Here is a 12,448-nt window from a genome sequence, read left to right as displayed (position 1 = left end):
CGGGACCCCTCTCTGGTGAAACGTCGCTTCACATACGCAATCGGCGGCCCCCTGGAGCCGATGCAGCACCCTCTTCATGGGGGCGTCGCCGTCCCCTTTTTGTTGGCCATTGATGGCCGAGCGGCCCGTCGGCTGGAGTGCTTGGCCGATAAAAACGATTAGTGAAAACTAAAAAGCGACAAGAATGGACGGATTCGCGGCAAAGCGTACTGGACAGTACTCTCAAGGTTTGCTTGTTCTGCTGTCGCATTGTTGAGGGACAAGGCATTGCCTAGTCGGCAGGAGAGGACAGACAAGCATGGCGATTAATATTGGCGCGCCGCGGGAGGTAACCGCAAGCGAGGCGCGCGTGGCGCTGACACCTGACAGCGCGGTGCAACTTGCGAAACTTGGCTATAGCAGCATCATTGAGACGGGCGCGGGCGTTGCGGCCGGTTTCTCCGATGATGCCTATCGGGCCGTGGGCGTCGAGGTGGCCCCGTCGGCAGAGGCGCTGTGGGCTTCGGCAGATGTGGTCGCCAAGGTACGGCCGCCCGAGCCGAGCGAGGTCGCTTATCTGTCTGCGGACAAGACGCTGATCTCGTTCTTCTATCCGGGCCAGAATGCCGAACTTCTGGAGCTCGCCAGGGAAAAGGGCGCCAACGTCATCGCCATGGACATGGTCCCGCGCATTTCGCGCGCCCAGAAGATGGATGCGCTGTCGTCGATGGCCAATATCGCCGGCTATCGCGCGGTGATCGAGGCGGGCAACAATTTCGGTCGCTTCTTCACCGGCCAGGTGACGGCCGCCGGCAAGGTGCCGCCGGCCAAGGTCCTGGTGATCGGTGCGGGCGTCGCCGGTCTTGCGGCGATCGGTGTCGCCACCTCGCTTGGTGCTCAGACCTATGCCTTTGACGTGCGGCCGGAAGTCGCCGAGCAGATCGAGAGCATGGGAGCCGAGTTCGTCTATCTCGATTTTGCCGATGGTGAGGGGGGCGGTCAGCAGGATGGCGCTGCCACCGGCGGTTATGCGGCTCCCTCTTCGCCGGAGTTCCGCGAGAAGCAGCTTGCCAAGTTCCGCGAGCTTGCACCTCAGATCGATATCGTCATCACCACGGCGCTGATCCCCGGCCGTGATGCACCGAAACTCTGGCTTGCCGACATGGTCGCCGCGATGAAGCCGGGATCGGTGGTGGTCGATCTTGCGGCCGAGCGTGGCGGCAACTGCGACCTGACCGTTGCCGATCAGCGGATCGTCTCCGACAACGGCGTCGTCATCATCGGCTATACCGATTTCCCGAGCCGCATGGCCGCGCAGGCGTCCACGCTCTATGCCACCAATATCCGCCATATGCTGACCGACCTGACGCCGGGCAAGGATGGCAAACTCGTCCACAACATGGAGGACGACGTCATCCGTGGCGCGACCGTCACCTTCCAGGGTGCGATCACCTATCCGCCGCCACCGCCGAAGATCGCCGCGATCGCGGCGCAGAAACCAAAGGAGAAGGTGAAGGAGCCGACGCCGGAGGAAAAGCGTGCGACCGAGACCGCAGCCTTCAAGGCCCAGACGAAGAGCCAGCTGACGCTTCTCGCCGTCGGCACGGCGCTGCTGCTTTTGGTCGGCGCCTTTGCTCCGCCTGCCTTCATGAGCCACTTCGTCGTCTTCGTGCTCGCCTGCTTCGTCGGCTTCCAGGTCATCTGGAACGTCTCGCATTCGTTGCACACCCCGCTGATGGCCGTCACCAACGCGGTTTCCGGCATCGTCATTCTCGGGGCGCTGCTGCAGATCGGGTCTGGCAACTGGCTGGTGGTGCTGCTTGCGGCGCTGTCGGTGCTGATCGCCACGATCAACATCGTCGGCGGCTTCCTCGTCACGCGGCGCATGCTCGCCATGTTCCAGAAATCCTGATCGGGCAGGGGTAAACATTATGATGATCGGTATCGTATCGGCCGCCTATATTGCGGCAGCCGTCCTCTTCATCCTCTCGCTCGGCGGGCTTTCGGGCCAGGAAAGCGCCAAGCGCGCCGTCTGGTACGGCATGACGGGCATGGCGCTTGCCATTGTCGCCACGGTCTTCGGACCTGATGTCGGCAACTGGTTCATCATCGCGCTGATGATCGCGGGCGGCGCCCTGCTCGGCCACTTCGTCGCCTCCCGCGTCCAGATGACCGAGATGCCGCAACTCGTTGCAGCACTCCATTCCTTCGTCGGTCTTGCCGCAGTCTTCATCGGCTTCAACGCCCATATCGAAGCGGCTGATGTCGCCGGCCTCGATGCGGCGGCCCGCTCTGCATTGACCGGCTTTGCCGCGATCCTTGCCCACAAGGAACCGGTGGAACTGTCGATCATGAAGGTCGAGGTCTTCCTCGGCGTCTTCATCGGTGCTGTCACCTTCACCGGCTCCGTCATCGCCTTCGGCAAGCTTGCCGGCAAGGTCGACGGCAAGGCCAAGAAGCTGCCGGGCGGTCACCTGCTCAATGCCGGTGCTGCCCTTCTCTCGCTCGTGCTGCTGGTGCTCTACGTCAATGGTGCCGGCACCTGGACGCTGCTTGTCATGACGCTCGCCGCCTTCTTCATCGGCTATCACCTGATCATGGGCATCGGCGGCGCCGACATGCCGGTGGTGGTGTCGATGCTGAACAGCTATTCCGGCTGGGCGGCCGCTGCCATCGGCTTCACGCTCGGCAACGACCTGTTGATCGTCACCGGCGCGCTGGTCGGCTCCTCGGGCGCGATCCTCTCCTACATCATGTGCAAGGCGATGAACCGCTCGTTCCTGTCGGTCATCCTCGGCGGCTTCGGCGCGACCACGGGTCCGGCCATGGAAATCACCGGAGAGCAGATCGCCATTGATGCCGATGGCGTGGCCGCAGCCCTTAACGACGCCGACAGCGTCATCATCGTGCCGGGCTACGGCATGGCGGTGGCGCAGGCGCAGCAATCGGTCTCCGAGCTCACCCGCAAGCTGCGGGCGGCCGGCAAGAACGTGCGCTTTGCCATTCATCCGGTCGCCGGCCGTTTGCCGGGCCACATGAACGTGCTTTTGGCCGAAGCGAAGGTTCCCTACGACATCGTGCTCGAGATGGACGAGATCAACGAAGACTTCCACGAAACCGATGTCGTCATCGTCATCGGCTCGAACGACATCGTCAATCCGGCCGCCCAGGAGGATCCGAACTCACCGATCGCCGGCATGCCGGTGCTCGAAGTCTGGAAGGCCAAACAGGTGTTCGTCTCCAAGCGTGGCCAGGGAACCGGTTACTCCGGCATCGAGAACCCGCTGTTCTACAAGGACAACACCCGCATGTTCTACGGCGACGCCAAGAAGAGCATCGACCAGCTGCTGCCCGCGCTGGCGTGATGACGCCCTGAAAAGACAACTCATCGCTCCGCATATAGGGGCGGTGAGTTCAACTCCGTTGATGAGCGATCGATGCGTCCGATGGCGTCGCCCTAGGCGCCGAGTAGGTCGGGTTTGACGACCATCAGCGCTATTATCAGAGCAAAAAGCGAGATCGATGCCAGGCGGCCGCCCAAAGCCCGCTTGTTTCTAAGAAGCGTTCGGACTTCCAATTTGTCGATCGTGCCTTCAAGGGCTGGATGCACCTGTGCCTCCCATGGCCGCACGACCCTGCTTTCGACAATCATCAAGGCGGCGATCAGGGTGAATGACATCAGTAGCCAGGGTGTCGATAGCGGCCACCCACCCAAAACGATGAGGCCAATGCCTCCGGCAATCCCTATGCCGGTGAGCAGGCCTGCAATCCTGTTTGCGGTCAGGGCCAACTTTGCAGCCCCGATTTGCCCTCGCCGGGCAGAAATGAAAAGGAGCTCCCTTGCTGCAAACAGCAGAAATGCCGTGCCCATGGCCGCGGCATGAATCATCACGACGTGTGCGTACATCTCTTGTTACCTTGGTATGGAGCTTCGAGAAGCGGTCGTTCGACCGCTCGTGCTGCATTTGATTTCGACACGAGGTTGGCTGTCGGACTGGCCGCGTGCAGCCCTAATTGTGAGCGATCACTCGCAAAAATCTACTCGCGTTCGAGAAGCTGTCTCTGCGAGCGCTCCCGGTTCATATTCCCCCGGTAGTTCGCGCAGTTGGACGCCGGCGTTCACGGAGCGACATCAAGTCGCCAAGACCCAGCTCGCATCTTGGATGTCTGCCACCTGAAGGACGTTACTTCAGGTAGCGCGTGATCAGCGTCGTCACTTCGTTGATGAAGGCGTCGACGTTCCCATCGTTTAGCTTCTCTGGACTGTCGACCACCGCGCCGTGCGTCAGCGCCTCCGTGCAGCTGACGCAAATGTAAGCGGCCAGATCCAGATCCATCGGCCGCAGTTCTGCCTTGTGCAATTCGAGATAAGCCCTGATCAACCCGTAGAACTCTCTGTCAAAACCGTCGATCGTACCGATCCGCCCTGCACGTGGCGTTTCCTCGACCAACACCCGATGAAGGTCCGGGTTCACACGATGAGCATCGATCATCGTCTTGACCAGTTCGCGCACGGCACTGTCGAGCGGCTGCGTCGCCACTTTGGCCAGCGTACCCCGCAAGACATCCACCATCTCGCTCTTGTGGCGTTCGATGACGGCAACGACGAGCGCTTCCTTGCCCGGAAAATACTGATAGAGAGAGCCGATGCTGACGCCGGCCTCTTCGGCAATCCGGTTTGTGTTGGCGCGTTCAAATCCTTCTTTGATCAATGCACGCGCAGTCGCTTCGACCAAGGCCTCGATCATCGCTCGCGAGCGTTGCTGCGAAGCGACCTTTCGTGGCGTCAGGAGAGCTTTCTTGTCCATTCGGCTTTGATCCGGTCGCGGCGGCCCACTTTCAGTTGGCGATCGATAGCGACTGACGCGGCGTTTCCATTGGCGAAAACCCGAAGCGCTTCTTGTAACAGGTGGCAAAGTATTGGCTCGATGAGAAGCCGCAATCAAAGGCGATGTTGGTGACCGATTGCGCGCCGCTTTCAAGAAGCAGCCGTGCGGCGTTGAGTCGGAGCGTCTGGAGGTAGCGGACAGGCGTCATGTTGGTCAGCACCTGGCAATGCTGCGAAAATTGCGTGCGGGAAAGATTGCACTCCGCCGCCATGTTCTCGAGCGTCCAGTCCTCGTCGAGCGCATGACGCAGCCGCTTCAGGAAGATCTCGACCGTGCGCTTCGAGCTTGCAAGAGCAAGATCGAGAACCGGTGCCTGGCTTTCCAGCATCTGGCGGAATTGCAGCAGCATCATCGAAATCAAGAGGCGCAGGTGCGCCTCTCCACCGTCGATATCGCCGCCTGCCACCACCTCGTGGATGTCGAGGAAGGTGCGGGTAACTTCGCGGGAGGCGTTGTAGGAAATCTGTTCGTTCTTCGACAGAAGTTCGCTCAGGCGCTTTCGGTCGCGCTCGGGCCAGCCGATCCAGTCGGGCCACAGCCAGGTTTCGTGTGGTCGGCGCACGCCCATATCCATGAGCACCCAGATTATGTGGCTGGCACCGACATTGGGATCGCCGAGCGCGTGCAACTGCCAGGGCCGCACGACGAACATCTGGCCTTCATTGACCGTCGTCCTGCGGCCATCCATGGTGATCGTCAATGAGCCGCGCGCCAGATAGGCGATCTTGACCCCCTCGTTGCAATGTTCGCGCAGGCCCCAGTCCTGCGGGGTCGTCGCATCCCATCCGCCGACGGAACAGACCTGCGGCAGCGCCGCGCCGAGGTCGATGCCGGGATAGCCGCGTCGCGTCCAGGCGTTGAGCGACACCTGGCCCGCAAGCGAGGCCTTCATCAGGTCCTGGCAATTGCCGGCATAGAGCAGGGCGCCCGGCTCGCGGAAGACAGCGGGCCGATTGACGGCCCGTTCGTTGCTGCTCTTCGTCATTCCGCTCCCCCGCTGATGTTTAAAATTTACCAGTCGTCTATTTCGAACGCAGGCAGCGATTTATTGCGCAATGCTTGGACATCATCAAGCTCCATTTTGGAGACGCTGATGATTTGCCATTGAAACTCAATGGCATGGGGGAAATTGGGAGGATTTTGCCGGTGCGGATAGGCTTCCACACGGACGCGTTCAACTCGGCCTACTGGTCGTTTGAAAAATGCCTGGAATGGGCAAGCGACAACGATTTGCACTTCATCGAGTGTGGTCTGATCGACGGCGTGAGCTGGATCCACGGACTGGGCTATCAACCGCATGTCGCGCTCTACGAGGACCCGGTCCTCTTGCGTCGCAAGATGGAGCGTTACGGCGTGCGCTTTTCCCAGGTCGATGCGGCCTATCCGCTGTCTGGTGAGGACGGACCGCTCAGAGGTGTGCCCTATGTGCTGAAGTCGATTGCCTGGGCCGCGCATGCCGGCAGTCCCTGCGTCGACACGACCGACGGGCTCCACATGCCACCCGGACTTACCGAAGAAGAGTCGATGGCGCTGATGAAGCGCAGCTACGAAAAGATCGTCGAAGTCGCCGAAGCGCACGAGATCGTCGTCAACATCGAGCCTCATGGTCATTTCACGACGCGTCCGGAATTCATGGAGCGCATGCTCGCCTTCGCAGACAGCAAGTGGCTGCGCATGAACATGGACACCGGCAACACCTTCATCGCCGGCCAGGAACCGCCGCAGTTTCTGTCGCGGTTCATCGACAGGGTGTCTCATGTCCATCTCAAGGACGTGTCACCGTCGCTGGCAGCGGCTGCCCGTGGCGGACAGACCGGGATCGCGGTCAGCCATTGTGCGCTCGGCGATGGCGTCAATGCCGAGAATATCAAGACCTGTCTCGCCATGCTTCGCGACCACGGCTACGACGGCGTACTCAGCCTCGAATGCGAAGGCGCCGCCGGCCCGATGATCGAAACGTCACTGGCCTGGATCCGCGCGACGTGTCGCGATCTCGGCATTTCGCTGAAGTGAGCGCGTCATGAAGCTTGGTATCAATCTCCTTTGCCTGACCGATTTCGTCGAGGAGAGGCATCTCGACAATATCGGCCGGTTGCGCGATCTCGGCTATGATGGCGTCGAAGTGCCGGTTCTGTCGGGCAAGGTCAGTCACTACGAACGCCTGGGCCGCGAACTGGACGGGCTCGGCCTCGGCCGATCCACCACATCGATCGTCCCGACGCCTGAGGCAAACCCCGTCAGTTGCGATGCCGAAGTGCGGGCGCGCGGGCTTTCCCATCTCGACTGGGCGCTGGATTGCGCAATAGCGCTTGGTGCTGAAAGCATGGGCGGGCCGTTTCATGCCCCGATCGGCTTCTTTACCGGCAGGGGCGCCAGCGAAGACGAGTTGAAGTATGGGGCAGACGCGCACCATGCGCTGGCGGAGCGGGCGGCGGCCAACGGCATGCATTTGAGCCTCGAGCCGCTCAATCGCTTCGAGACTTATTTTCTCAACACGATGGAGCAGGCGCGTGCCTATGTGGATCGCGTCGCGCATCCTGCCTTCAAGATCATGTACGACACGTTCCATGCCAATGTGGAGGAGCGTCGGCCGGAGGCGGCGATCCGCCTGATTGGCCAGGATATCGGGGTCTTCCATGTCTCCGAGAACGATCGTGGCATTCCCGGGCGGGGGCATATCGAATTTGGCGCGATGTTCACGGTGTTGAAGGAGATCGGCTATGACGGTTGGCTGACGCTTGAGGCATTCGGCGCCGGGCTGCCGGCGATCGCGACGGCGACCCGCGTCTGGCGGCCGCTGTTTCCCGACTTCGATACGCTCTTTTCCGAGAGCGCGACATTCATCCGCAAGACATGGGCTGCTGCATGAACACGAAACACCCCGCTATCGAGATGCGCGGCATCGCCAAGAGTTTCCCCGGTGTCAAGGCGTTGAAAAACGTCAGCTTCTCCGCGCATTGCGGTGAGGTCCATGCGCTGGCGGGAGAAAACGGTGCCGGCAAGTCGACGCTGATGAAGATCCTCTCCGGCATCTATCGGCCGGACGCAGGTGCGGTTGTCGTAAACGGTGAGGAACGGCATTTCACGCATCCGCTTGCGGCGATCCGCGCGGGCATTGCCGTCATCTATCAGGAATTCTCCCTGCTGCCCGAGCGAACCGTCGCACAGAACATCTTCCTCGGCCGCGAGCCGACGCGCCGCGGTCTAATCGACCACAGGGCGATGAACGACGAAGCGCGGCGCGTGCTTGCGCTCTTCGGCTCGGCGCACCGGATCGAGCCGAGCACCGTTGTCGCTGACCTCGACGTCGCCAGCCAGCAACTGGTGGAGATCGCCAAGGCGGTGTCGCTGGAGGCAAAGGTGATCGTGATGGACGAGCCGACGGCAGCGCTGAACGAGGCCGAATGCGAGGTGCTCTACGGTCTCGTCGACACCTTGAAGAAAAGCGGTGTGGCGATCGTCTACATCACCCACCGCATGCCCGAAATCACGCGGCTGGCCGATCGTGTTACCGTGCTCAAGGATGGCGAAGTGGCGGTTCGCTTCGACCATGTGCCTGAGCCCGAGGCGATCGTACGAGCCATGGTGGGCCGCGACCTTGGCGATTTCTATGCGGAACCGGCAGCACCGCAGGAGATCGGCGACGTCGTGCTCTCGGTCCGCAACGCCGGCAACGAACGGCTGAAAAATGTGTCCTTCGAACTGCGCGCAGGCGAGATCGTCGGTTTTTCGGGCTTGCAAGGGGCAGGGCGCGTCGCGCTCGCGCAGGCGATATTCGGCCTTTCTCCCTTCACCAAGGGTGAGATCACCCTTTCCGGCAAGCCGGCGCGGTTCACCAGTCCGCGCGAGGCGATCCGCGCTGGGGTCGGGTTGCTGCCGGGCGATCGCAAGGCCGAAGCGCTGGTGTTGATGCAATCGGTCGTCGACAACGGCATGCTTACGTCTCGCGCACTCTCCGGCCTTTCCGGCAATGCCAATGCGACGCCTTTTGTTTCGGCGGAAGCGATGGAAAAGCTGCTGCGCGAACTCGACGTGCGCGCCGGCAGCTTTGCCCAGGACATCAAGGCGCTGTCGGGCGGCAACCAGCAGAAAGCCATCGTTGCGCGCTGGCTGGCGCTGGCGCCTCGGCTGTTGATCTTCATCGAGCCGACACGCGGCATCGACGTCAATGCCAAGGCCGGGATCTACCACCTGATGCGCGATCTCGCGCGCAAGGGCACGGCCATCATGATGGTCTCGTCCGACCTCCCGGAGGTTCTCGGCGCATCCGACCGCGTCCTTGTGATGCGGAACGGCGAACTCGTCGCGGCGTTTTCGCGCGGGGCCTCTGAAGCCGATGTGATGTTGGCGGCAACCGGCGAGGAGGCGGTGGCAGCATGAACAAGGCAACTCTCATCCGGCGTCCGGCCTGGCGCATGGAACACTACGCGCCGGCGCTTCTGCTCGGTCTGGCCGTCCTGATCTATGCGGCGATTGCGCTCAGCCTCGGCCTGACACGCTTCCTGACACCGGAGGCGACCGTCTCCATCCTTAACCGGTCCATCGCGCTCGGCATCACCGCCGTTGGACAGACCTTCACCATCCTCGTCGGCTCGATCGACCTGTCGGTGGCCCATCTCATCTCGGCCTCGGCCGTGGTGTCCTCTGCGATCATGAACGGCGACCCGGCGATGATGGTGCCGGCCGTTGCTGCGGTGCTCGTGATGGGGACGGTGGTCGGAACCCTCAACGGGCTCCTGATCACCCGCCTCGATGTCAACCCGCTTATCGCGACGCTCGGCATGGCGCTGATCATTCAGGGCTGTCTTGCCTCCTTTCATGGCCGGTTCGGCGGCTCGGTACCGGATGCGTTCCAGTATTTCGCCTATGGCGAGGTGCTCGGGCTGCCGGTCAGCCTGGTCGTTCTGGCGCTGCTGGTCCTTGGCGCATGGATCGTCCTGCGCTTCACGCGCTTGGCTCCAACATCTACTCGGTTGGAGGCAACCGCGACACGGCGCGCGCGGCCGGCATCAACACGACGCGGGTCGTCATGGCGAGCCATATCATCTGCAGCCTTTGCGCGGCGCTCGCCGGCCTCTATTTGGCCAGCCGCCTGAAATCCGGTTCGCCCTGGATCGGCACGGAGGGCGCCTATGATCTGGAATCGATCGCCGTCGTCGTCATCGGCGGCACAATGCTCTCCGGCGGCAAGGGTGGGATCTGGGGCACTGTTGCCGGCGTGATCATTTTCTCGCTGATCGATTCCATCTTCAATCTCGCCGGCATTGACGCCTTCGCCAAGCAGGTAATGCGCGGCATCATCATCGTCGCCGCCGTCGTCTTTTACGCAGTCCGTTCAAAGAGGATAGTGGCATGATCCAGGAAACCGTCGGCTCCGCAAAGACGCGCGGCGTGGCAAGCATTGGGCGGCTGCCGAAGATCAATCCCGTCTTCTTCGTGCTGGCAGCCCTTCTCGTCGCCATCACGTTTTCGAACCCGAACTTCATCGAGCCCACGGGCTACATGAATTTCCTGAAGCGAGCCGCTCCTCTTGCAATCCTTGCGGCCGGCCAAATCTACGTCATCGTCTCCGGCGGCTTTGACCTTTCGGCTGGCTCGCTCATCACGCTGACGGTCGTCGGCTCGTCGATGCTGCTCGACAACAGTGCCGATGCGACCTGGTGGGTGATTGCGGTCATGTATGCGGTGGGGTTCGCCGTCGGCGTGGTGAACGGCCTGGTCGTTTCCTATCTGCGGGTGCCGTCATTGATCGCCACGCTCGGCATGATGATCACGCTCAATGGTGCTGCCTTCATGTGGTCGAGCGGATCACCGCGCGGCTACCTGCCGGAGACGTTCCGCTTCTTCGGGCGCGCCAGCCTTCAGGGCATTCCATTGATCCAGTTCCTGCCGGTGGCATTGCTGGTGCTGTTGGTCGTCGGCTTCATCTTGTTCTGGCTCATGCATCGCACCAATCTCGGGCGCATGCTGCATGCGCTCGGCGACAATCCGCGCGCGGCGCAGATGTCGGGTGTGCCGATCGAGAGGGTGCGCATCATCGCCTTTGTCGCCTCGTCGCTGAGCGCGGTGACGGCTGGCATCCTGCTCGGTGGATTTGCGGGCGTATCAACCGATGTCGGCGTCGGCTACGAGCTGCAGGCGATCACCGCCTGCGTGATCGGCGGAGCGCAGCTTCTCGGCGGCCGCGGCTCCGTGCCCGCCTCGATTGCAGGCGCGCTGACGCTGACCGCCATCTTCACGCTGCTCAACTTCATCGGACTGCCGAAGCCGACGCGCGATGTCGTCCAGGGCTTGATCCTGATCGCCGCAGTCGTGCTTGCAACCTACCGGCGCAACCGCGCCGGCGGGACCTGATTTCGAGGGTCAGAGCGGGTTGCGGGCGCTTTCCGCATTCCGCTCCAGGCCATCGGGAGGAACTGAAAAATCATGATCAATGGGAGTGAGACATGAAAAAATTGCTGACCGCCGCACTTTCGGCTGCGCTCGTCGCCGGCACGGCGCATAGCCAACAGCTGAACTTCGACGATACTGCCGAGTTCGACAGACAGCGGACGCTGCTGACGGCCAAGGCCAATGGTCCGGAAGGGGAGCCTTGGGAGCAGTACTACGGCGACCAGATGGCCGACACCGCAAAGCACAAGAAGCCAGGTCCCTACACGATCTGCTTTTCGAACGCCGGCGTGAACAATGCCTGGCGGGTAACCGGCTGGACGAACATGCAGGCCGAAGTAAAGCTCCATCCGGAAATCAAGGAGCTCATTCACGTCGATGCCGAAGGGTCCGACGACAAGCAGATCGCCGACATCGACGACCTCATCAACGGCGGCAAATGTTCGGCCCTGATTGTCTCGCCGAATACGACGGCAGCCCTGACGCCTGCAGTCGAGAAGGCTTGTGCCAAGCTGCCGGTGATCGTCTTTGACCGCGGCGTCAACACCAAATGCCCGGTCACCTTCATCCATCCGGTGGGTGGTTACGGCTTCGGTATCCAGGCAGGCGAGTTCGTGGCGGCGACGGCACCCGCGGGCGCCGACGTCCTGATGCTGCGCATCGTACCGGGTGTCGATGTGCTCGAGACCCGCGCGTCCGCGGCCAAGCGCATTTTCAAGGAGACAGGGCTGAACGTCATCGGCGAGGAATTCACCGAGGGCGACAATGCCAAGACCAAGTCGATCGTCGAAGACTACCTGCAACGCGGCAAAATCGACGCGATCTGGATGGACGCTGGTGCCACAGCAGTTGCAGCCCTCGAAGCCTTCGAGGATGCGGGCCTGCCGCCCCCGATCATTACCGGCGAGGACCAGCAGGACTTCCTGGTCAAGTGGAAGTCGGAAGGCTTTAAGGCGATAGCCCCGACCTATCCGACCTACCAATGGCGCACGCCAATCATCGCGGCAGTGAAGGTGCTGCAGGGCGAGGCGGTGCCGGGTCCGGAATGGGTAATGCCGCAGCCGGCGATCACGGCAGAAACGCTCGATCAATATGTCGACGCCAAGATGCCCCCGCTGCATCACGCCATGTGCGGCTGCGAGAAGCTGCCGGACTATCCCGCCGCCTGGGGTGGAAAATAAGCTTGAAGA

The 12,448-nt window shown here is 61.9% G+C and carries 12 protein-coding genes; 9 read left to right on the top strand and 3 right to left on the bottom strand.

The window, feature by feature from the left end; genetic code table 11:
• The first annotated feature begins 304 nt into the window (after positions 1-304).
• Both IB272_RS21255 and IB272_RS21250 read left to right on the top strand, forming a co-directional pair.
• A complete protein-coding gene (locus IB272_RS21255) occupies positions 305-1,891 on the top strand; it encodes a Re/Si-specific NAD(P)(+) transhydrogenase subunit alpha (RefSeq protein WP_192445027.1) in 1,587 nt (528 codons plus the stop codon).
• A 19-nt stretch (positions 1,892-1,910) separates the two neighbouring features.
• Positions 1,911-3,344 (top strand): NAD(P)(+) transhydrogenase (Re/Si-specific) subunit beta, encoded by a 1,434-nt coding sequence (locus tag IB272_RS21250; protein WP_034796222.1) that lies wholly within the window; start codon positions 1,911-1,913, stop codon positions 3,342-3,344.
• Positions 3,345-3,436: 92 nt separating this feature from the next.
• On the opposite strand, the gene IB272_RS21245 is transcribed toward IB272_RS21250, so the two are convergent.
• From IB272_RS21245 to IB272_RS21235, 3 genes are all read right to left on the bottom strand, one after another.
• Positions 3,437-3,886, bottom strand: coding sequence for a DUF2269 family protein (locus IB272_RS21245; RefSeq protein ID WP_192444965.1), 450 nt, complete (start codon positions 3,884-3,886; stop codon positions 3,437-3,439).
• Between the two features lie 277 nt (positions 3,887-4,163).
• Positions 4,164-4,787, bottom strand: a complete 624-nt coding sequence (locus tag IB272_RS21240) for a TetR/AcrR family transcriptional regulator (protein WP_192444963.1) — start codon at positions 4,785-4,787, stop codon at positions 4,164-4,166.
• A 31-nt stretch (positions 4,788-4,818) separates the two neighbouring features.
• Entirely contained in the window at positions 4,819-5,853 is a 1,035-nt protein-coding gene (locus IB272_RS21235) for an AraC family transcriptional regulator (protein WP_192444961.1), read from the bottom strand.
• A 161-nt stretch (positions 5,854-6,014) separates the two neighbouring features.
• Here IB272_RS21235 and IB272_RS21230 point away from each other — a divergent pair, with 161 nt between their 5' ends.
• The 7 genes from IB272_RS21230 (at position 6,015) to IB272_RS21205 (ending at position 12,439) form a co-directional block, all read left to right on the top strand.
• Entirely contained in the window at positions 6,015-6,881 is an 867-nt protein-coding gene (locus IB272_RS21230; protein ID WP_192444959.1) for a sugar phosphate isomerase/epimerase, read from the top strand.
• 7 nt (positions 6,882-6,888) lie between these two features.
• On the top strand, positions 6,889-7,737 hold the full coding sequence (locus tag IB272_RS21225; RefSeq protein ID WP_060518036.1) for a sugar phosphate isomerase/epimerase family protein: 849 nt from the start codon (positions 6,889-6,891) through the stop codon (positions 7,735-7,737).
• Positions 7,734-9,248, top strand: a complete 1,515-nt coding sequence (locus tag IB272_RS21220; protein WP_192444957.1) for a sugar ABC transporter ATP-binding protein — start codon at positions 7,734-7,736, stop codon at positions 9,246-9,248. Before IB272_RS21225 ends, IB272_RS21220 begins: the two co-directional genes overlap by 4 nt.
• Positions 9,245-9,964, top strand: a complete 720-nt coding sequence (locus IB272_RS21215; RefSeq protein ID WP_210339488.1) for an ABC transporter permease — start codon at positions 9,245-9,247, stop codon at positions 9,962-9,964. The genes IB272_RS21220 and IB272_RS21215 overlap by 4 nt, the downstream gene beginning before the upstream one ends.
• Positions 9,877-10,224, top strand: a complete 348-nt coding sequence (locus tag IB272_RS35615) for a hypothetical protein (protein WP_348646801.1) — start codon at positions 9,877-9,879, stop codon at positions 10,222-10,224. Before IB272_RS21215 ends, IB272_RS35615 begins: the two co-directional genes overlap by 88 nt.
• The gene (locus IB272_RS21210) at positions 10,221-11,222 is read left to right on the top strand and encodes an ABC transporter permease (RefSeq protein WP_060603467.1); all 1,002 of its coding nucleotides are present in this window, start codon (positions 10,221-10,223) and stop codon (positions 11,220-11,222) included. Before IB272_RS35615 ends, IB272_RS21210 begins: the two co-directional genes overlap by 4 nt.
• Positions 11,223-11,314: 92 nt before the next feature.
• The gene (locus IB272_RS21205; protein WP_090298713.1) at positions 11,315-12,439 is read left to right on the top strand and encodes a substrate-binding domain-containing protein; all 1,125 of its coding nucleotides are present in this window, start codon (positions 11,315-11,317) and stop codon (positions 12,437-12,439) included.
• Positions 12,440-12,448 lie beyond the last annotated feature (9 nt).

This window comes from Ensifer sp. ENS08 (genome assembly GCF_014852195.1).
GTDB lineage: Bacteria > Pseudomonadota > Alphaproteobacteria > Rhizobiales > Rhizobiaceae > Ensifer > Ensifer adhaerens.
The sequence above is the reverse complement of the archived record's forward strand: the minus strand, read 5'-3'. Positions and strand labels throughout refer to the sequence as shown.